18 protein-coding genes are annotated in these 20,480 nt (G+C 72.4%); 12 read left to right on the plus strand and 6 right to left on the minus strand.

Annotated elements, in window-relative coordinates:
* Window positions 1–495: 495 nt before the first annotated feature.
* A complete protein-coding gene (locus SPOPO_RS28610) occupies window positions 496–1,179 on the plus strand; it encodes a site-specific integrase (protein ID WP_019874485.1) in 684 nt (227 codons plus the stop codon).
* A gap of 756 nt (window positions 1,180–1,935) precedes the next feature.
* Here SPOPO_RS28610 and SPOPO_RS0109170 read toward each other — a convergent pair.
* Together SPOPO_RS0109170 and SPOPO_RS0109175 are read right to left on the minus strand one after the other, a co-directional pair.
* Entirely contained in the window at window positions 1,936–2,268 is a 333-nt protein-coding gene (locus tag SPOPO_RS0109170; protein WP_019874487.1) for a hypothetical protein, read from the minus strand.
* A 311-nt stretch (window positions 2,269–2,579) separates the two neighbouring features.
* Entirely contained in the window at window positions 2,580–3,662 is a 1,083-nt protein-coding gene (locus tag SPOPO_RS0109175) for a Fic family protein (protein WP_019874488.1), read from the minus strand.
* A 345-nt stretch (window positions 3,663–4,007) separates the two neighbouring features.
* Here SPOPO_RS0109175 and SPOPO_RS0109180 point away from each other — a divergent pair, with 345 nt between their 5' ends.
* The 4 genes from SPOPO_RS0109180 (at window position 4,008) to SPOPO_RS0109195 (ending at window position 8,149) form a co-directional block, all read left to right on the plus strand.
* Window positions 4,008–5,222, plus strand: coding sequence for an oxygenase MpaB family protein (locus SPOPO_RS0109180; RefSeq protein WP_019874489.1), 1,215 nt, complete (start codon window positions 4,008–4,010; stop codon window positions 5,220–5,222).
* 125 nt (window positions 5,223–5,347) lie between these two features.
* Window positions 5,348–6,358 (plus strand): TolB family protein, encoded by a 1,011-nt coding sequence (locus tag SPOPO_RS0109185; protein ID WP_084670953.1) that lies wholly within the window; start codon window positions 5,348–5,350, stop codon window positions 6,356–6,358.
* 167 nt (window positions 6,359–6,525) lie between these two features.
* On the plus strand, window positions 6,526–7,050 hold the full coding sequence (locus tag SPOPO_RS0109190; RefSeq protein WP_019874491.1) for a hypothetical protein: 525 nt from the start codon (window positions 6,526–6,528) through the stop codon (window positions 7,048–7,050).
* Window positions 7,051–7,258: 208 nt separating this feature from the next.
* Complete coding sequence (locus tag SPOPO_RS0109195; RefSeq protein ID WP_019874492.1) at window positions 7,259–8,149, plus strand: Fpg/Nei family DNA glycosylase; 891 nt, start codon at window positions 7,259–7,261, stop codon at window positions 8,147–8,149.
* A 64-nt stretch (window positions 8,150–8,213) separates the two neighbouring features.
* Here the strand turns inward: SPOPO_RS0109195 and SPOPO_RS28615 are convergent, their stop codons facing one another.
* On the minus strand, window positions 8,214–10,064 hold the full coding sequence (locus tag SPOPO_RS28615) for a S8 family serine peptidase (protein WP_211210875.1): 1,851 nt from the start codon (window positions 10,062–10,064) through the stop codon (window positions 8,214–8,216).
* Window positions 10,065–10,455: 391 nt separating this feature from the next.
* Complete coding sequence (locus SPOPO_RS28620) at window positions 10,456–10,944, minus strand: SSI family serine proteinase inhibitor (protein WP_019874494.1); 489 nt, start codon at window positions 10,942–10,944, stop codon at window positions 10,456–10,458.
* A gap of 124 nt (window positions 10,945–11,068) precedes the next feature.
* Here SPOPO_RS28620 and SPOPO_RS0109210 point away from each other — a divergent pair, with 124 nt between their 5' ends.
* The 5 genes from SPOPO_RS0109210 (at window position 11,069) to SPOPO_RS0109230 (ending at window position 15,280) form a co-directional block, all read left to right on the plus strand.
* The gene (locus SPOPO_RS0109210) at window positions 11,069–11,398 is read left to right on the plus strand and encodes a rhodanese-like domain-containing protein (RefSeq protein ID WP_019874495.1); all 330 of its coding nucleotides are present in this window, start codon (window positions 11,069–11,071) and stop codon (window positions 11,396–11,398) included.
* A 176-nt stretch (window positions 11,399–11,574) separates the two neighbouring features.
* Window positions 11,575–12,786 carry an ATP-binding protein gene (locus tag SPOPO_RS0109215; protein ID WP_019874496.1) on the plus strand — a complete coding sequence of 404 codons (1,212 nt, stop codon included), beginning with the start codon at window positions 11,575–11,577 and terminating at the stop codon, window positions 12,784–12,786.
* Window positions 12,787–12,856: 70 nt separating this feature from the next.
* A complete protein-coding gene (locus SPOPO_RS0109220; protein ID WP_019874497.1) occupies window positions 12,857–13,684 on the plus strand; it encodes a glycerophosphodiester phosphodiesterase in 828 nt (275 codons plus the stop codon).
* A gap of 46 nt (window positions 13,685–13,730) precedes the next feature.
* On the plus strand, window positions 13,731–14,582 hold the full coding sequence (locus SPOPO_RS0109225; RefSeq protein ID WP_019874498.1) for a DUF5926 family protein: 852 nt from the start codon (window positions 13,731–13,733) through the stop codon (window positions 14,580–14,582).
* Window positions 14,583–14,587: 5 nt separating this feature from the next.
* A complete protein-coding gene (locus tag SPOPO_RS0109230; RefSeq protein WP_019874499.1) occupies window positions 14,588–15,280 on the plus strand; it encodes a glycosyltransferase family 2 protein in 693 nt (230 codons plus the stop codon).
* 27 nt (window positions 15,281–15,307) lie between these two features.
* Here SPOPO_RS0109230 and SPOPO_RS28625 read toward each other — a convergent pair whose 3' ends face one another.
* The gene (locus SPOPO_RS28625; RefSeq protein ID WP_019874500.1) at window positions 15,308–17,452 is read right to left on the minus strand and encodes a hypothetical protein; all 2,145 of its coding nucleotides are present in this window, start codon (window positions 17,450–17,452) and stop codon (window positions 15,308–15,310) included.
* Between the two features lie 70 nt (window positions 17,453–17,522).
* On the opposite strand from SPOPO_RS28625, the gene SPOPO_RS33680 reads away from it, so the two are divergent.
* Entirely contained in the window at window positions 17,523–18,053 is a 531-nt protein-coding gene (locus SPOPO_RS33680; protein ID WP_211210876.1) for a DUF4446 family protein, read from the plus strand.
* A gap of 7 nt (window positions 18,054–18,060) precedes the next feature.
* Here SPOPO_RS33680 and SPOPO_RS32590 read toward each other — a convergent pair whose 3' ends face one another.
* Window positions 18,061–19,578, minus strand: a complete 1,518-nt coding sequence (locus SPOPO_RS32590; RefSeq protein WP_019874502.1) for a diacylglycerol/lipid kinase family protein — start codon at window positions 19,576–19,578, stop codon at window positions 18,061–18,063.
* A 72-nt stretch (window positions 19,579–19,650) separates the two neighbouring features.
* On the opposite strand from SPOPO_RS32590, the gene SPOPO_RS0109250 reads away from it, so the two are divergent.
* The gene (locus SPOPO_RS0109250; protein ID WP_019874503.1) at window positions 19,651–20,466 is read left to right on the plus strand and encodes an HAD family hydrolase; all 816 of its coding nucleotides are present in this window, start codon (window positions 19,651–19,653) and stop codon (window positions 20,464–20,466) included.
* The last annotated feature ends 14 nt before the right edge of the window (window positions 20,467–20,480 follow it).

Genomic DNA, 20,480 nt, shown 5'->3' on the forward strand with positions numbered 1-20,480 from the left:
GTGTGGATTCTCTGCTCCGGCGGACCGCCTGATGGCCAGCCTCGTCGAGCGCAAGCGGCGCAAGGGTGTCGCGTACCAAGTCCGTTGGCGCAGGACGGAACGTGGCAATCCGACACGTTCGGGACGAAGCGGCAGGCGCTGCGCTTCCAGTGCGACGTCGAGGACGCCGGGAACCGATGGCCGGCTGGCTGGGTGCCCGGCTACGGCTACTCCGCCGAGCCCGCGCCGGACGCTTCCGCGGAAGCGTCTTTCTCCGAGGTCGCCTCGCGTTACCTCCTGGCCCTGGACTTCGGTGCCGAGCTACCAGATGGCCCGGTGCGAGGCCATGGTTGCCCGGCTCGCGGAGACCTTCGCCGCGATTGCCGACGTCGACGACGAGCCGATCCCCGTCTGCGTCCGCGATTGCCAGTCGCGTGGCGTCTCGGCCTTCGACGCTGAGGGTGAGCCGATCGCCTGCTTCCTGGAGCCGGCGGAGTTCATGCTGTCGCGGAGGCGATGTGTGCCTCGTCGGCGTACGACTGGCGCCCGCCGGGCGGGCCGGGCGAGCGGCGATCTCAGGCCGAGATCGCGTCGTGCGGCGTCTCGTACCGGGAGGACCGGGACCTGATCACCCTCGCCGCCCACACCGGCCTGCGGTGGGGCGAGATCTCCGCGCTACGGGTCGGGGACATCGACCCCGACCGCCGACTGCTGGCCGTCAAGCGGGCCTGGAAGCGGGACGGCCAGGGCGCCTGGTTCATCGGGCCACCGAAGACTCAGCGGTCGCGCCGGACGCTCTCCCTCGCCCCGGCTCTGGTCCAGCTACTCGGGCCCTACCTGGACCGTCCGGCCGACACGTACGTCTTCGCCGACACCAACGGCGACCCGCTCCGGCAGAACGTCTTCTACGAGTACCGGTGGCAACGGGCCGTGGCGCTGGCCCGGTCCCGCGGGCTGATAAAGCGGCCGCGGTTCCACGACCTCCGCCACACTCACGTCGCCTGGCTGATCGCGGGCGGAACGCCCCTCCCGAAGATTCAGCAGCGGCTTGGGCACGAGTCGATCCAGACGACGATCGACGTCTACGGCGGCCTGCTTGCCGACACTGACGACCAGGTCGACGCGGTTGTCGGATCGGCCTTCGCCGCGACCGCCCCGCTTGGACGAACCCTCCGGATGCCCACCATTGCTGATTGCTGAACAGGCAGTCGCTGACCGCCTCAACGGCAAGCTCGCCGGCGCCTCGGCCGCGTCGTCAGATCGGCGCGGAGGCAGCCGCACACCTCCTTTCGGGCACGATGGCCCGGTGGGCAGCGGCGTCGAGTTCGAAGCATCAGCATTCGCGCCGGAGTACCGGGTGCGGGTCAACCCAGAGTTCCCGCCAGATGGCGTGTGGCCGTGTCCGACCTTGGCCTTCGACCGAGAGGGACGCGTCCGCGCGGACTTCACAGTCCGGTGGGGTGCGCCTGTGATCGTCGAGGTGGCACCGTTCGCCGGGCCGGAGTGGGTCGGAATGTTTCCGCCGGGCGGCTTAGGTGGCGTCTCCGGCGTGTACGCGACGCCTTCTGGCGCGGCACCTGTGCGTCGTCGTAGACGGCACGGCGTACGTCGTGGACTGCCTCGCTCCGGACCTGGGCGCCGACGTGGCTTACGAAGCTGTTCGGCAGGTCGCTCACGTCTTGGATCCGCAACTCCTCCTGCTCGTTAGTGACATCGACTTGTTGGCTGTCGGGTCAGCCGGGGTGGCCTGGCGCTCCCCCCCCGTCTCCCCGTCGACGAGCTCCGTGTGGTCAGGATCGATCCCGTAGGGATTCACGCGAGGCAGAGCTACTCCAGGGCGGCCCGTCGGCGATCGTCGTGAGTCCGAACACTGGAGCGCTTACGGCCGGTCCACGGTTGCCGTTTCCTCTCTGAGTGAGCCCTCGGTCGATCGCCGCACTCTTCTGGCACCTGCGGTCAGTCGCCGTCCAGGAGGTCGCCCAGATGCCGGCGCTCGCCAACTTGGATCCGGGCCGGATCAAGTGTTCGGAGCTGCTCCACGACGTCGAGTGGGAGCGCGTGCCAGACGGCCAACTCACTCAGAGCGTTGAGCTGAGCCTCGCTCGCTGTCGGGTCCGACTCATCCAGCCGCGCGCGAGCGAGCGCACGCATCAGCGCGCCTGCCTCGGCGTCGGTGTAATCGGATCGGCTACCCGTCAGGCCGTCGGTGACCTCGTCGGCGGCCCGCGCGCGTTGCCCGGCGTCCGCCGCTGCCAATCGCCGTAGCAAAACCGCGAGGTCGAATGACATGCGCCGACGGTAGTGCGGCCAAGCGCTTGCGGGCGAAGTCGATCGAGCCCTGGCGGGGATCCCTGGTGGGGTCTTGCGCGACCAGCACTTCCGCAGGAGCAGGACGAGTGCTGACTTCGAGGGACTGGTGCCCAGGCGGTTACAAGTTCCGGTCATCGTCACCGCTCGGGGGTGCGTCGGAGATTCAAGACAAGATCGCGCAGCCACGTCTCCGAGATGTTCGGCTCCTCGCGATGATCTGCGCGACGCGCCGCGTTGGGCTTGTTGGTGCGGGTCTTCAACAACTTGCGCTAGCGCCCGGAGGGGAGAGATCAGTCCGGCCGGGTCAGAACATCCAGCAGCTCGACGTTGACGAAGAGCAGCTCGCGGCCGGCCTTGATCTCGTGCAGCAGGCCAGCCTGGACCAGGGCATGCAGCCAGGCGGAGGCGGTCTGGCGTGAGATACCGCAACGATCCACGACTGTGCCGATGCGGCAGTACGGCTGCTCGAACAGGAGGTCGAGGAACTGCGCGTGCCGGGCACCGGGCGTCGCGGCCCGCGCCCGCTCGGCGATGCCGTCCTGGCACTCTCGGATGGCGCTGATCTTCCGCGTCGTCGAGGTCGCGGATTCACGGACGACGTCGAGCATGTAGAGCGTCCAGTCGATCCAGGCGCCCTCGGCCGTCACTGCGCGCAGCAGGCGGTAGTAGTCGTTCTTGCGGGCGATGATTGCGCGCGACAGGTACAGGATCGGCGCATCGAGCAGGCCCGCCTCGATGAGCATGAGGATGTTGAGGACGCGGCCGGTCCGGCCGTTGCCGTCGTGGAACGGGTGGATCGCCTCGAACTGATAGTGCGCCAGCGCCATGCGCACCAGCGGGTCCAGGTCGTCCTGGGCGTGGACGAATTGCTCCCACGCGGCGAGCTTGTCGCGGATGAGGTCGGCGCCCTCGGGTGGCGCGTAGACGATCTCGCGGGTGGTCGGGTTCGCGATCCGGGTTCCCGGCACTGACCGCACGGCCATCTCCCGGCCGTGCAGTTCGGAGCAGACCTTGATGGCTGTGGTGGACGTGAGCGGACGGGTCCGGAGGGACTCGACCCCGGCGAACAAGGCCATCCGATAGCGCAGGGCTTCCTTGGTGGCGTGGTCGCCACCGTCGGAGTCGGCGTACTTGAACAGTTCGTCGGCCGTGGTCACGATGTTCTCGATCTCGGAGCTGGCCTGGGCTTCGAGCAGCGCGATGGCGTGGATCAGGATGTGCGGGTTCGGCAGCAGGCGAGCGGCCTGCGCGAGCGTCGCCAGCGCGGCGCGCGCCTCGATGGTGGCCTTGAGGACCGGCTTCGGTTCGAGGTCGACGCCTGCGGGCGGCAGCTCCGGCAGGTCGTTGTAGGGGACGTCCGCGCTCCAGGGCACGAGTTCGTTCCTTTGACTGATCACCACGACGTGTTGAGTATTTCGTCGAAATCTAACACGTTGACGGGACGTGTCAGGTCACCTGACGCGTCCCCGCCGTCGACCTCCCCCTCGCGCACGTGAGCAAGACGGCCCCTGAACTAGTTCCAGGTCCGGGGCTTGTTGTTGCTAGATCGTCGGGATCGTCGGGATCGTCGGGATCGTCGGGATCGTCGGGATCGTCGGGATCGTCGAGCGCGAGCCGCGCCACGGTGTCGCGCACTAGCTATAGCTACGGGGGTGCGCGCCGGCCGGATCAACCCGACACTGGGTAGGTATCACGCGGGGCGGAGCGAGGAGGCACCCATGGGCGATCTGAACCGTCGAACGGTGCTGCTCGGGGCGGGCGCGCTCGGAGCGGCGGGGGCTCTGGGTCTGGTCTCGCCCGCCCACGCGTGGACGTGGAGCGCGCAGGCGTCCGTCGCGGGCGCCGGGCGTGGTGTCGACCCGCGTCGCGTCTGGGACCCGGAGGCGGACGCGCTCGTCGCCGACCTGTTCGCGCGGGGGCAGGTCGAGCGGGTCAACGCCCTGCTCGCCGACTGGACCACCAACGGTCAGGCCCTGCCGGCGGGGCTGCCGCGGGACCTGCGCGCCTTCCTAGACCGGGCGCGGGTACTCCCGGCCTGGACCGACGAGGCGGCGCTCGCGCAGGCCTTCTCCTTCTACGAGCGGCGCGGCCTCTATCTCGGCCTGCTCTACGGACTCGGCAGCGGCATGATGAGCTGCGCGATCCCGCGGGAGGCGCGCGCGGTCTACTACTCGGCCGGCGGCGCGGACCTGAAGGACCGGATCGCCAAGACCGCGAAGCTCGGCTACGACCTCGGCGCGCCCGACGCGTTCGGCCCGAGCGGACAGATGATCGTCACCGCCCTCAAGACCCGGCTGACACACGCCGCCGTGCGTCACTTGCTCCCGCGATCCGGGCACTGGAAGTCCGGCGCCACCGAACATCTGCCGATCAGTCAGGCCGACATCCTCGTCACCTGGCACAGCCTCGCGACCTTCAGCCGCAACAAGCTGACGGCGTGGCAGGTCCCGGTGACGAGCGCGGACGAGGACGCGTTCCTGCACCTGTGGCAGGTGACCGCGCACGTGCTCGGCGTCGACGACGAGTACATCCCCGGCACCTGGGACTCCGCGAGCCGGCAGTCGCGGCAGATCCTCGACCCCGTCCTCGCGCCCACGTCCGAGGGCGTGAAGCTCGCCCACGGCCTCCTCGACCTCGCCGGCGCCCAGGGCGGGATGAGCCGGCCGATGCTGCACTCCTTCATCCGGTACTGCCTCGGCGACCGGATCACCGACTGGCTGGAGATCCCCCGCGAGCCCGGGCCGGACCAGGCGGTCGCGCAGGGATGGCCACATTTCCTCACGTTCCGGGAGTCCCTGGTGGGGGCGCCGGTGCCGGGATCGGTGTTCTGGGCCCAGGACGAGTTCCTGCGGCTCGCGGTGCTGTTCTTCCTCGGGGACGGGCAGCGCATCAACATCACGATGCCGACGGGCAACAACCCGAATTACCGCTGACGTGTGACGCTCGTCGTCGAAATGTGACCAGCCGTCTCACAGTTGGCCCGGACGGGTGGTTATCGGGCGATCTTCGGGCTTAAGGTGCGCCCAACAGGGCAAGTCCCGCCCGCGTCGGAGGATTCATGCGTAAGCGACTGGCGGTCCCGGCTTTGGTCGCGACGCTGATGGTGCCCCTTGCTCTTGCCCCCAGCCCGGCGGCGTCGCTGCCGAGCGCACCGCTGACGCCCGCGGGCGCCGAGCGCGTCTCCGCCGACGTCGTCGGCTACATCGCCTTCTCCGAGAGCCGCTACTCGACGGGCGCGCGGGCCGGGAAGAACGCCCAGGGCCCCGGCGACCTGCGGGTCATCGCCGGTGACGGCAGCCTGGGCATCAACCTCACCGAGGGCCCGGCGAACGACATCGAACCGGCCTTCTCACCCGACTCCACCGAGGTCGCCTTCTCCAGCGACCGGGCGAACCGGCGCGCGGGCGTCACCGACCTGTACGTCATCAACGTCTACACGGCCGAGGTTCGCCGGCTCACGTTCGGCGCCGGCACCGGCGCGGTCTCCTGGTCCCGTGACGGCAAGACCCTGGTCGTCGACGACCGCAAGGGCCTGTTGGTCGTCCCCGCCAACGGCGGCCCGGCCAAGCGCCTGCTGCGCACCCCCAAGGGCTTCGAGGACAGCTCCCCGTCGTGGGCGGCGGACGGCACGCAGGTCGTCTTCACCCGCGCCAAGATGCGCAAGGACCGCACGGTCTCCTCGTCGATCTGGAACGTCGCCGCGGACGGGACGAACGTCCACCGCCTCGTCGGCGGCTCGGGCGCGCAGCAGTTCGCCGCCCAGCCCGCCGTGGCCCCCGACGGCTTCACGATGGCGTGGGTGACCCGGAACGCCAAGGGTGCCACGGTCTGGCTCGGCGAGCTCTACTACGGCGTGCTCGGCAACGTCCGCCCGTTCGTCGTCGACCGGAGCCAGCAGTTCAACGGCCCGTCGTTCGCGCCCGACACCAGCGCGCTCGTGGTCACCCGGCTGCACGGAAACGCCAAGCACGGCGCCGAGCTGCTCACCGTGGACCTCAAGGACGCCAAGAAGCGCATCCTCGTCAGCGTCCGGCGCGGCACCCTCACCGCTCCGACCTGGGCCGACTGACCCCGGCGGTCCCCGCCACCCCTCGGCGGCCTGAGCACCCAGGCAGCTCACAAGGACACAACCCGGCCACAGTCGGCGCGCCAGCGTTGAATTCGGGCGGTGCGGGGCAAAACCTGGGCTCGGCAGGACGCGCGCCCTGACCAACCCGCCGAGAGGAACACCCCCACATGAAGATCCACCTCGCAGCGCTTCCCATCGCCGTGGCCCTGGTGCTGGCCGGCTGTGGCGGCGATGACGACGAAGACGCCACCGCCGAGACGCCGGAGATCGCCGACGGCACCTTCTCCGGGACCTTCGCCAAGGTCGCGAGCGCCCCGAAGGGCACGAAGAAGATCGGCGGCACCGCCGAGATGGTGCTCTCTGCCTCGGGCACCGAGGTCTCGCTCTCCGCGAGCAACCTCGACCCGAAGGCGAAGTACGTCGCCCACGTCCACGCCGACTCGTGCGACGCGGAGGACCCGGGCGGCGCCCACTACCAGTACACGCCGGGCGGTGGCGACATGCCGCCGAACGAGCTGCACCTGCCCGTGACCGTGAACAAGAACGGCAAGGGCAAGGGCGAGACCACCAACCCGGTCAAGGCCGGGCCGGAGGCCAAGTCGGTCGTCATCCACCTCAAGCGCGCCGCCGGCGCCAAGAAGGACGAGGCGAAGCCGCCGAAGCTCGCCTGCGCCGACCTGGCCGCTTCCTGACCGGTCGCCCGAGGTCAACAAGGGGTGACACCCCTTGTTGACGTGGTCGTACGAACTCAATAAGGGGTGACGCCCCTTGTTGAACGGCTGTGATGTCAAGAAAGGGTGACACCCCTTACTGCGCAGTAGGGGGTGTCACCCTTTTCTGACGGCGGGGGTTCAGCGACGCGGGGCGACGGATCCGGGCGAGTTCTTGCAGACTGGGCGCGTGCCCGAGCTGCCTGAGGTCGAGTCACTCCGCCGGCTGCTGACCGAGGAGGCCGTCGGCCGCGCCGTGGTGCGGGTCGACGTGGCCGCGATCAGCGTCCTGAAGACCTACGACCCGCCGTTCACTGCCCTGGCCGGCATGTTCGTCACCTCGGTGGCGCGGCACGGCAAGTTCCTCGACGTCGAGGTCGGCGGTGAGCTGCACCTGATCGTCCACCTCGCCCGCGCGGGCTGGCTGCAGTGGCGGGACAACCTCCCGCCGGCACCCCCGAAGCCGGGCAAGGGGCCGCTCGCGCTGCGGGTTCACCTCGGCGAGCGCGACGACGACCCGCCCGGCAGTGCGTACGGCTTCGACCTCACCGAGGCGGGGACGAAGAAGGGCCTGGCCGCGTACTGCGTCCGGGATCCCGCCGAGGTGCCCGGCGTCGCCCGCCTCGGGCCCGACCCGCTGTCGGAGGACTTCACCCCTGAGCAGCTCGGCGAGCTGCTCGCCGCCGCGGGGCGCTCCCAGATCAAGGGCGTGCTGCGCGACCAGTCGGTGATCGCGGGCATCGGGAACGCCTACTCCGACGAGGTGCTGCACGCCGCCCGGCTCTCGCCGTTCAAGCCGGCGAACTCCCTCGACGCCGAGGGCGTGGCCGCGCTGCACGCGGTGATCCGGGGGACGCTCGCCGACGCGATCGCCCGCTCGGACGGACTGGAGACGAGTCAGCTCAAGCGGGAGAAGAAGGCCGGTCTGCGGGTCCATGCCCGGACCGGGCAGCCCTGCCCGGTCTGCGGGGACACCGTCCGCGAGGTGTCCTTCGCGGACTCCTCGCTGCAGTACTGCGCCACCTGTCAGACGGGCGGGAAGCCGCTGGCGGACCGGCGGCTCTCCCGGCTCTTGAAGTGACGGTGGCTCACCAGGACTCGCACACCAGGCCCGGCTCACCAGACCGGGCCTCACCTGAGCGGCGTCAGCGCACCCGGACCTTGAACGTCGGGCTCGTGCCCTGGACCAGCGCACCGCCGCCCTTCGTGAAGACGCGCAGCGCATAGGTCTGACGCTTGGTCAGCTTCACCTTGAAGGTCGCCCTGCCCTGCGAGTTGGTGCGCGCCGCGTCCACGGTCTTCCAGCCGGAGCTGCCGCGCAGCTGGAGCTGCAGCTTCAGACCCGAGGTCTTCGGGTCGGCGATGCCGAGGACCGTGAGCTTGCCGTAGCGGCTGGGCTTCTTCTTCACCTGGGCCCGGACGGCGGTGGCGACCTTGACGGCCACCGGAGAGCTCGTGCTCGGCGCGTACGTGTCGTCGCCGTCGAAGCCGGCCGTGTACGCCATCGTGCGGCTCGGGCGGACGCGGGCCCCGAAGCTGCCGTCGGAGTTCGAGGTGACCTCGCCGATCGCACGGCCGTCGGCGCGGATCACGACCGGGCGCCCACCGAGGCGCCGACCCGAGGCGTCGGTCAGCGTGCCGCGCAGCGTCACCTGGCTGCCGTAGCGGATCTTCGTGCTGTCGGCCCGCAGCGTGATCCGGGTGTTGGTGAGGGTGTCGGCCGGCGCGGGCTCCACCGGCGTCGAGGTCGGCGGGGCGTCGGTCGCCAGGACGGTCCGCAGCAGGCGGTTCGTCGAGCCGAGCAGGCCGCTCAGCACGTTGAGGACCGAGTTGCCGACGAGCGCGTTGGTGACCTGCGCCGGGGTCGCCGACGGCGCGCCCTGCAGGTACAGCGCGACCGCGCCGGCGACGTGCGGCGCGGCCATCGACGTGCCGGAGTAGGTCGCGGCGGCGCTGTCGCCGGAGTTGATCGCGGAGACGATGCGGTCGCCCGGCGCCCAGAGGTCCACGCATGAGCCGTAGTTGGAGAAGCTCGCCCGGGCGTCGGTCTTCGTGGTCGCCCCGATCGTCAGGGCGTTCGGGACGCGGGCGGGCGACTCCCCGCAGGCGTCGCGGCTGTCATTGCCGGCAGCGACGACGACGTTCACGCCCGCCTTGACGGCGCGGTTGACGGCGGAGTCCAGCGACGTGGACGGCGAGCCGCCCAAGCTGAGGTTCGCGACCGCGGGACGGCCGCGGGACTGCATCTGCGCGACGACCCAGTCGAGGCCGGCGATGATTCCCGAGGTGCTGCCGACACCGTCGCAGTTCATGACCCGCACCGGGACGATCGTGACCCGCTTGGCCACGCCGTACTTGGTGCCGCCGATGGTGCCGGCGACGTGGGTGCCGTGGCCGTCGCAGTCGTTGGTGCCGCGGCCGTCGTTGATCGCGGTCCAGCCCGACGCGACCCGTCCGGCGAAGTCGCTGTGGCTCCCGCGCAGGCCGGTGTCGAGGACGTAGGCGTCCACGCCCTCGCCGGTCGCGCCGTAGGTGTAGCTGCTGTTGAGCGGCAGTGCCTTCTGGTCGATGCGATCCAGGCCCCAGCTCGGGGTCGGCGACTGCGTGCCGGCGACGCGGACGAGGTAGTCGGGCTCGACGGTCACGACGCTCGGCTCCTGCGCGAGCTCGGCGGCGGCCTCGGCGGACATCTCGGCGACGAAGCCGCGGGCGGCCTTCGAGAACGTCTTGCCGACGTCGGCCCCGAGGTCGTCCGCGGCGGCCTTCGCGGCCTTGGTTCCGGTGGCGGTCTCGGTCGTCACGATCCACTGCCCCGGGATGGGCGTCGCCTCGACGTCCGCGGGCGCGCCCACGACCGGACCGGGGGGCGCGGGCTCACCCGCGTCGGCCGCCGCAGCCGGGGTCAGGCCGCTCAGACCGAACGCGCTGACGCCCAGCGCGACCGCGAGTGCGACGCGCGGCGCGCGCCGCGAGGTGGGGCTCGGAACGAACTGCAACGAGATCACCGCCGGGGGGAGTGGGACTAAGGACCCCATCGGCGGGACGAACGTCAGACGTGAGCCCCGGGCGCGGAATTCACCCGTCGCGGCCGGTGAGCAGAGCCACACGAAACGGGCGCAACTCGCCCCTAACGACGCCCTCCGCGACCACCGGATCGGCGTTCATGATCGCGGTGGCGGCGGCCTCGTCGGCCGCCCGGACGCCACCCGGACGCGGAAAGGCGGCGCAGGCCCCGTAGACCTACGCCGCCGTCTTTCCCCCGAGTTGCGTCTTACCGATCCCCCGTGCACGGGACTGCCCGGTCCCGTTCCTCGGCGCGCGTCCCGGTCCGGCCCCCCACGAACCGGGTCCGAGACGCGTGCCGAAGTCTTGTGTCGTGCGGTGGTGTCACTTCTTCCCCGCCGCCGGAGCGGTCGGGGAGAGGACCGGCTCGATCGCGTCCCACCGGGCGATCTCGCACCCGTTGGCCCGCGAGAACGACGCGTCCACGCCCTGGCCGTTCCAGCTCCCCACGACGCGGGCCGTCTGCGGACCGCCGTAGATGTAGGTGCAGATCTGGTCGGGCTCGGGCTTCGCGAACGGGTCCGAGCTACCCTGCTCGGCCTTCGCCAGCGCCGCGCACGCATCGGCCGCCCGGGGGTGGTCCCCGCCGGTCGGGTCGCACGTCAGCTGCATGACGACCGGAGCGGCCTTCTCGTCGGCCCGGTACGTCACGGTCAGCGTCGTGCCGGTGGCCGTCTCGCCGGCCGGAATGATCTCGAGCAGGCCCGGGATCGGCGCGGGCTCCGGGAGCGACAGCGCGTGCGCTGCCGTGAGGGAGCCGGTGAAGCCGACCACGACAGCTGCCGCGGCGGCGAGCACGTTGACGTACCGCATGGGACCTGAGACGCGGAGTGACGGTGTCCGGTTCCGCCGCTTCCGCGTGGAAAGTTCCAAGAACAGGCAAAGCCGGGACGGCCCGGCCGCAGGGCCCTTCGACGGGCGGCGGAAGAATGCCGACATGCCCTCACAAGTACCCGAGATCGAGATCTCCGGCATCCCGTCCGACGCCTATCTGCTCGACGTGCGCGAGCCCGTCGAGTGGGCCGCCGGCCACGTCGAGAGCGCCGTGCACATCCCGATGAACAGCGTCCCGCAGCGCCTCGACGAGATTCCCGCCGACGGCGAGATCTACGTGATCTGCAAGAGCGGCGGCAGATCTGCGCAGGTCACGGCGTATCTGCAGCAGAACGGCCGGCAGGCGACCAACGTCGCGGGCGGCATGCTCGCCTGGGCCACGGCGGGCAAGCCGATGGTCAGCGACTCCGGCGAGACGCCCCACGTCTACTGAGCTTCTTCGAGCCGCTGCTGAGCCGGACTCTCTGGGGAGAGATGACCCGTCTAGCGGAATTCGAAGACTCTCGTAGATAAAGGTGAGCTCCTCGCGCGCCGAGGGGGGCCGCGACACGCGAGCCTTCGATACGGCGATCTACGGATTTCGCTAGAGAGCCCCATACCGTCGTAGGCATGGATCCCGTCCGGAACCCGTACGCCCCCGGGGCGGGCCAGCGGCCGCCCGAGCTCGCCGGTCGCGACCGCGAGCTCGCCGACTTCGACGTGGTGCTCGAGCGGGTCGCCCGCGGCCGGCCGGAGCGGAGCATGGTGCTCACCGGGCTGCGCGGGGTCGGCAAGACCGTGCTGCTCAACGCCCTGCGGTCAGCCGCGATCGGCCGGCTGTGGGGGACGGGCAAGATCGAGGCCCGGCCGGACCAGTCGCTGCGCCGTCCGATCGCCGGGGCGCTGCACATGGCCGTCCGTGAGCTCGCGCCGCGGCACCGGGACCCCGAGCGGGTCGAGGCGTTCCTCGGCGTGCTCAAGGCGTTCGCGCTCCGCGACGCGGAGGTCAGCCCGGCCAAGCGGGGCCGGGCCAGCGCGCGGGCCTGGGACCCGGGCATCGACGTCCCGGCCGCGCGGGGCCGCGCCGACTCGGGCGACATCGAGATCGACCTGACCGAGTTGCTCACCGACGCCGCGTCGGTCGCCACCGACGTCGGCTCGGGGATCGCGCTGTTCCTCGACGAGATGCAGGACCTCGGCCCGGCCGACGTCTCCGCCCTGTGCGGGGCCTGCCACGAGCTGTCCCAGTCGGGGGCGCCGCTCATCGTCGTCGGGGCGGGCCTGCCGCACCTGCCCGCGGTGCTGTCGGCGTCGAAGTCGTACTCGGAGCGGCTGTTCCGCTACGTCCGCATCGACCGGCTGGACCGCGCCGCGGCCGACCGCGCGCTGCGGGCGCCCGCGGCGGCCGAGGACGTCGAGTTCGACGAGGACGCACTCAAGGTTCTCTACGAGCTCTCGGACGGCTATCCGTACTTCGTCCAGGCGTACGGCAAGGTCGCGTGGGACGCGGCGCCGGCCTCGCCGATCACCGCCGACGACGTGCGCGTCGCGGCGCCGGACGCCGAGGCCGAGCTCGCGGTCGGCTTCTTCGGCAGCCGCTACGAGCGGGCGACCCCGGCCGAGCGGGACTACATGCGCGCGATGGCGGCGCTGGGGCAGGCGAGCGACGACGGGCCGGTCCCGACCGCGGAGGTCGCCGAGCACCTCGGCCGCAAGCCGTCGAGCCTGTCCCCGGCGCGGGACGGCCTGATCAAGAAGGGCCTGATCTTCGCCGGCGAACGGGGGTCGGTGGCGTTCACTGTGCCCCACTTCGGGCGATTCCTCCGGTCCCAACCGAGCTGACGTCGCGTCAGCCTCGCCCGGACGTGATCGTTGCCCCGCACGGCTGCGCGCGCGGTGTCACCATGAGGGCATGGCGCTGCCGGAGATCGTCGGCCACCGCGGGTCCCGCGAGGGCGTGTACGAGCACACCTTCGGCGCGTTCCGCCAGGCGATCGCCGACGGGGCCGACGCCCTCGAGTGCGACATCCGCCTGACCGCGGACGGGCACCTGGTCTGCCTGCACGACCGTCGGCTGGAGTTCGTCTCCGGCCAACGGGGGACGGTCTCCACGATGACGCTCGAGGAGCTGCGCGCGGTGCGCTTCGGTGCCCGGCGGCCGTGGCGGCCCGTCGACCGCTACCGCGGGGGCCGTCCGGTCGCGCCGCCCGCGGACGCCGAGCCCGACGCCACGCGTCTGACGACGCTGCGCGAGCTGCTCGAGCTCGTCGCCGACGCCGGGCGTCCGGTCGGCCTCCTCATCGAGATCAAGCACCCGACCCGCTACGGCGGCCGGGTCGAGGAGAAGCTGGCCGAGCTGCTCGGCGAGTTCGGGCTGGACCGGCGGATTGTGCACCCCGACGGCCGTCCCGCCGTGCGCGTCATGAGCTTCGCGGAGGTGGCGATGCGCCGCATGCGCCGCCTGACCCCGAAACTCGACCTCGTCCACCTGATGGCCCGGCTGCCCCGGCGCTACCGCGACGGGTCGCTGCCGGAGGGCGTCGGCTGGGCCGGCATCAGCAAGGACATCGTCCGCGCCGACCCCGCCTACGTGGCCCGCGCGCACGCCCGTGGGCACCGGGTCAACGTGTGGACCGTCAACGAGCCCGAGGACGTCGCGCGCTGCCTCGCGGCCGGCGTCGACACGATCACGACCGACCGTCCGCGGGCGGTGCGTGAGCAGGTCTTCGCCGCGCGGTGATCCGCGCCGTGATCAAGGGCTCCGGCGACCGTTAGGGTCTTGCCCCATGAGTAAGGCCTCCCGCGCGCGCCGCGCCGCCGAACGCGAATCCTTCGTCCTGCGCCCCTTCGAGGGCCTGGCCTCCGAGTGCGACCTGGTCGCGATGCGGGAGATCGTCCCGGCCGCGACCGCGCCGCTGAAGCTGACCGGCGAGTACGCCGACCGCACCGTCACCGCGTGCACGGTGTTGCCGCTGGCGCTGCCGTGCCTGACGCGCTCCGACGGCAGCGTCCTCGTCGCGCTGCAGACGCAGGTCTCGGCCGGCGACGCGAGCCGTCAGGTGGCCGCCGCGCTGCTCGCCGCGCTCAGCATCGAGCCGGGCGCGACGCCGACCGACGTGGGCATCACCCCGGACACCCCGCCGCTGCAGAAGCTCATCGACCCGGCGGTGCCGCTGGAGGTCACCGTCCACGACGGCTTCGAGTTCTGGGTCGAGAACCCGGACGAGATGACCGAGGAGGTCAAGCAGTCGCTCGAGCAGGCGAACAGCGCCGCCCCGCCGACCGCGCGCCTGACCTCGGTCCCGGCCGCGTACTGGAGCGACGAGGGCGAGCGGGCGTGGGTCCGCTGGGTCATGTCCCACGAGGAGTACCCGCTGCTCAACGCGCTCGCCCGCCTGCACGCGGCGCGCGTGGACGCGATCGGGGACGGCACCAAGTACGTCGGCGCCTTCCGCTGCCACGGTCTGCTCGCCCCGGTCTGGGAGGTCCCGAAGGGCGCTCCGGCCGAGGAGTTCGAGGCCGGCGTCACCGCGTTCCAGGCCCGCCTCGACGAGGCGCTCGCCAACACCGAGCCGCTGACCGCGGTCGAGCGCCGCGCCCGCGACGGGCTGGCCAGCCGGCAGCTCACGATCCGCTAGCCGTCGTGCCGGCGGTCGCGGTCGTCATCCCCGCCAAGGACGAGTCCGCGCGGGTCGCGACCACCGTGCGCGCCGCCGCGCAGATCCCCGGCGTCGATCTGGTGCTCGTGGTCGACGACGGCTCCAGCGACGACACCGCGGCCGTGGCGGCCGCCGCGGGGGCGCGAGTGGTCTCGCACGCCCGCAACCGGGGCAAGGCCGCGGCGATGGAGACCGGCGCGGCCGCCGTCGGCGGGCTGGACGACCCGCACGACCCGCGGCTGCTGCTGTTCCTCGACGCCGACCTCGAAGGCACCGCGGCCGCGGCCGCGGTGCTCGTGCCGCCGGTGGCCGACGGCGTCGCCGACATGACGATCGCGACCCTGCCGCCGCAGCGAACCGCGGGTGGCGGACACGGGTTCGTCGTCCGCGCCGCGCGGACGGGGATCGCGCGCGCCACCGGCTTCTCCCCGGTTCAGCCGCTGTCCGGTCAGCGGTGCCTGACCCGGGCCGCGTTCGAGGCGGCCCGTCCGTTGGCCCGCGGGTTCGGCGTCGAGACGGCGCTGACGATCGACCTGCTGCGCGCGGGGCTGCGCGTCCGCGAGGTCGAGTGCGACCTCCACCACCGCGTCACCGGCAAGGACTGGCGTGGTCAGGTGCACCGGTTCCGGCAGTACCTGCACGTCCGGCGCGCGCTGCTCCGCTACCGGGGGCGCTGACGGGGGCGCTGACGGGGAGGTCTGCGCTCAGGCCCGTTCGCGGACCCAGAGGTTGGCCCAGATCGCGACCAGGAGCGGGCCGGCCGCAAGAAGGGCCACCGCGGGAACGATGACACCGGAGTCGTTGACGGCGAAGCCGATCAGCGCGGTGGTCAGGCAGGCGAGCATCAGCGGCCGCAGGACCGGGTCCGCGGCCTGAGCGCGGGCGAGCGCGTCGAGGCCCAGCGCCGTCGGCCGCAGCAGCGTGAGCACCGCGAGCACGGTCAGCGGGACCGCGGCGGCGACGATGATCGGGGCGTCGACGAGTAGCCCGAGGTTGGCGTCGAGCTTGCGGCCGATGACGTCCAGGCCCTCGCCGTCGACGACGTCCTGGACGAACGAGCCCAGGTGCGAGCGGGAGCCGGGGCCCCGGCGCCAGTCCAGGACGGCGATCGCGGCGGCCAGCGCCACCGCGAGTGCGCCGACTGCGAGGGCCCGCCCCACGGTCACGCGGATCCCGGCCACCCCCGCCGCGAGCAGGGCGACACCGGGGACGAGGGCGATCACGCCGCCGAAGTCCGCCCCGAAGCGCGGCCACCCGTCGACCAGCGCGGCGATGGCGCCGACGACCAGCACGACGACGGCGGCGGGTTCGGGCCGGCCGCGCCGGATCAGGGCCGCGGCGCCGCCCGCGGCCGCCACGAGCGCGCACACGGCGAACACCGCGAAGGCGATGTTCCCGAAGCCGTAGAAGCGCCCGGCGATCAGCGGTGAGAGTCCGAAAGGGTTGTTCATCTGCAGCCGCGACCCGAACATGACGTCGAGCCCGAAGGTGCCGGCCGTGACGACCGCGACCGCGGTCGCCGCGCCGTAGGGCGCGCGGCGCCACGGCCCGCCGGCGGCCGTCGCGGCGATCGCCCCGGCCCCCGCGGCGATCAGCACCCACAGCGCGACGGCCGGGTGGTCCGACGCACGCCAGGGCAGCAGGTTCGCGAGGACGGCCGCGGCCGGCACCGCGCCGAAGGTCAGTCCGACGCCGCGGAGGACGCGGGCGCAGGACCGGCGGTCGGCCCCGGAGCGGCGCGCGAGCCAGACCCCCAGGTAGAGCAGCAACTGACCGGCGATCAGCACCGCGAAGAACCACACGAAGATGTCGCTCATGACGCGCGCGGCGATGTCGCGCTGCTCAAGCTCCCGTACCGAGGACGGGGTGCTCTCGATCCGGGGGCGGTACTGCAGCCGGTGCCCGTCGAGGTCCGGCGGGATCGCGTCGCCGATCAAAGTGGGCGTCAGGTCCGTGATCGTGACCGTGCCGGTCCGGCGGGTGCTGTCGCTGCGGAGCCACCCGCGGCGCAGCCCGCGGAGGCTGTCCGCGCCCGCCTCGACCATGATCGCGGTCAGGTGCGGCTCGTCCGGGTCGCTGTCGGCGATGCCGGCCACGATCAGGGCGCTGTCAGGGATCTCGGCGCGGATCTGCCCGATCAGCTCGTCGACCTGCCGCAGCGCGGGGAGCCGCGTCGGTCCGGCCGGCAGCGGGCCGGCGTCCACCAGCAGGAGCTCCGAGCAGGCCGTGCGGGGCAGGTCGGCGAAGTCGGCCGCGTAGGTGGCGTGGACCGCGCCGGTGCCGTCGGCCAGGGCCACGGCCGCGCCCGGTCCGACCGCGCAGCGCTCGGCGGGCGGCGGGGCGACGGCACCCGGGCGCGCCCGGGCGAGCGTCCCCCAGACGGGGTCGTAGGAGTGCTCACCGTTCGGGGCGACGAGCTCGGCCCAGCCGGGGATCGTCGCCCTCGTCCCCGTCCCGCGCGGCGCCGGCACCGCCCCGCACCCGCGGTCCGGCCGGGGCCCGACGGCGCGGGCGCCGGAGTTGAGCGTGAGCCAGCCGTCGACCGGGCAGGACGTCGGCTCGACGGTCCGCACGGCGAGCGCGCCGAGGGAGGACTCGCGGGCCAGCAGCCACAGTGCCGGGGTCGGGATCGCCCCCTGGATGTCCGACCACCGCAGGCCCGGGACGCCGACGAAGATCACGTCCGGGGCCGGGGCGCCCCGGGGGAACAGGACACGAGCGGCAGTGGGCTCGTCAGCGGTCGCGGCCCGGGCCGGGCCGCCGGGAAGTCCGGAGGTGAGGCCCAGGGCCAGGCCGAGGAGCACGAGCACGGCGACGAGGGAGCCGCAGGCGCGTCGGAGGCTGCGCACCCCGATCCCCCTCACATCGCTCGCGTGCCGATTCCGGATCACCCTAGGTGTGGGGCCTAGCCTGGAGAACGTGAGTGATCCCGTAAGCCTGGTCGCGGCGGGGACGTCCGGGCTCGCGGTGCTGGTGGCGGCCTCGGCGCACCTGAGGTTCCGGCGCCTGCAGAAGGCCTGTTCCGTGCTGCAGGGCGACGCCGAGCACAGCTCATTCATCGTCGCCGTGTCCCGTCAGACCGCCGAGATGGAACGACTCCGCGCCGAGGTCGGCCGGCTCCACCGGGAGTTCGACGCGTTCCGCACGGAGGTCGACGAGTCGCTGCGCCGCGTCGCGGTGCTCCGCTACGACGCCTTCGGCGAGGTCGGCGGCCGGCTCTCCTGGTCGGTCGCGCTGCTCGACGACCACGGCGACGGGGTCGTCCTCACCTCGCTGGTGAACCGCACCGACACCCGCTGCTACATCAAGACCCTCAAGCGCGGGGTCCCGGACCTGCGGCTCTCGCCGGAGGAGATCAGCGTCGTCGACGCGGCGCTGCGGCCCGCGACCCGCTCCGGTGCGGTGCGGATCCCGAGCCCGGCTCGCGGGGCGGCGCAGCCCACGCGCTGACGGATCGTCAGGTCATCACGTCGGATCCCGGCGGGATCCGGACGATCAACGCCTGGGGCTCGACGACGACCGTCATCTCCTTGCTGGGCTCGAGGAGGTCGCCGTCGATCTCGCGGGGCCAGACGCGGTCGCACTCGACGTGGATCCGGCGGCCCCGGAAGTGCTCGATGCGCGCACCGCGTGCGCGCGGCCGGCGCCGGATCACGTGCAGGCTGAGCATCAGCCAGTGCCGCAGCGACTTCGGTACGAGCACGGCGACGTCGAGGATGCCGTCGTCCGGTCGCGCGTCGGGCATCAGCACCATCCCGGCCTGCAGCTTGCCGACGTTGCCGATGACGATGCCGCGGGCGCGCAGTTCCACCGGCTCGGCGTCGTCGACGGTGATCGTCACGTGGGCCCGCCGGTCGAAGAGGTGCCGGGCGCCGGAGACCGCGTAGGCCGGCCAGCCGATGCGCTTCTTCAGCTTCTCGGGGGCGTCCATGATCATCGCGGCGTCGAGGCCCATGCCGGCCATGACGGCGAAGCGGTGGTTCTCGTCGACGCGGCCGACGTCGATCTTGCGGTCCACGCCGCCGAGGCCGATCCGCAGGCAGGCGTCCCGGTCGGGCGGGAGCTGCAGGTTGCGCGCCAGCAGGTTGCCGGTGCCCGCGGGCAGGATCGCGAGCGGGACGCCGGTGCCGGCCAGACCGGACAGGACGCTCATGATCGTGCCGTCGCCGCCGCAGGCGAACACGACGTCCGCGCCGCCCTCCGCCGCGGCCTTCGCGTGACCGACACCGAGCTCGTCGAGCCGGGTCTCCAGCCACCACGGCGGGTGCCAGCCCGCCGCCGCGAGGTAGGCCGTGACCGCGCGGCGCTCCTCCTCGAGGTCGGCCACCTTCGTCGGGTTGACGATGACCGCGGCACGGCGCCGGTCGGGGAGCGGGATGTCGTCGATCGCGGGGCGCTGCTCGAAGCTGCCGCCGAGAAGCACGTACCGCGTAGCCACCGCCACGGCGGCGACGCCGGCGGCGACCGAGACCACGATCTCCTCGACGCGGTACTCGCCGAGGTAGAGCTGCCCCACGCCGACGCCGAGGACGAGGAACCAGGGGAGGATCCCGCCGAGCGTCCGCCGGACCGGCGTGCCGAGCCGGCGCCCGAGGACGACCGAGATCGCGCCGTACGTCGCGGCGGCGAGCCCCGACGCCCCGGCCGGGAACGTCGTGCCGGGAACCGCGGCGCTCGCGACGATCAGCACGAGGCCGGCGATCAGCATCGACGTCAGCAGGAAGACGCTCTCGCGCCAGCGCCGGAAGCCCACGCGCATACCGGCGACCAGGAGCACCACCGGGGGGACGGCGACCGCCGCGGTGCCGAGGCCCTCCGCGGTGCGGGCCAGCGCGCGCCAGCCACCGGAGACCTCGTAGGGCCAGTCCGGCGCCGGCCAGTGGTGCATCACCAGACCGGCCGCGGTGAAGACCGCGGTCAGCACCAGGACCGGCACGCACAGGCGGCGGAGGAGGCGCACCAGGTCGGGCGTCATGGGGGGAAAAGTACCCGCCGCGTTCGGTGTCCCCCCAAGGTCCCGCCCGGCGGCGCGTGATCCCATGAGGGGGTGACGGGCGGGACGGAACTGCCGCGGGCCGTGGCCTGCGACCTCGACGGGACGCTGCTGCGGGACGACCTGACGGTCTCTCCGCGCACGCGCGCCGCGTTGCGGGTGGTCGAGGAGGTGGGGATCCTGCTGGTCTTCGTCACCGGCCGGCCGCCGCGCTGGATCCACCCGGTGGCGGACCAGACCGACCACCGCGGCCTCGCGATCTGCGGCAACGGCGCGCAGCTCTACGACCTGCACACCGAGAAGGTCGTCGCCGAGGACCTGATCAGCCCGGAGACGCTCACCGAGGCGATCGATCGGATCCGCGCCGCCGTCCCGGGCGTCACGTTCGGGATGGAGTACGGCGACTCGTTCTCCTACGAGTCCGCGTTCCCGATGCTCGACAAGTGGAAGAGCCCGGACCACCACGAGGTGCCGGTCTCCGAGCTGCTGATCCGGCCCGGCGCGAAGCTGATCCTGCGCCACGGCGACCACAGCTCCGACGATCTCGCCGAGGCCCTGCAGGAGGTCGTCGGCGGGCTGCTGGAGATCACCCACTCCTCGAACGCGGGCCCGGCCTTCGTCGAGGCCTCCGCGGCCGGGGTGACCAAGGCGACCGCCCTGGCCCGCCTGTGCGCGTCCCACGACATCGGGCCCGAGGACGTCGTCGCCTTCGGGGACCAGCGCAACGACCTGCCGATGCTCGGCTGGGCCGGCCGGCCCTACGCGATGGCCAACGGCCACCCCGAGGTGCTCCGCTCCGTCGAGCGCCGGGCCCCGAGTAACGAGGAGGACGGCGTCGCCGTGGTGCTCGAGGAGATCCTGGGCCTCTGACGCGTCCTCAGCCG

It is taken from the genome of Sporichthya polymorpha DSM 43042, assembly GCF_000384115.1.
Classification (GTDB): Bacteria; Actinomycetota; Actinomycetes; order Sporichthyales; family Sporichthyaceae; genus Sporichthya; species Sporichthya polymorpha.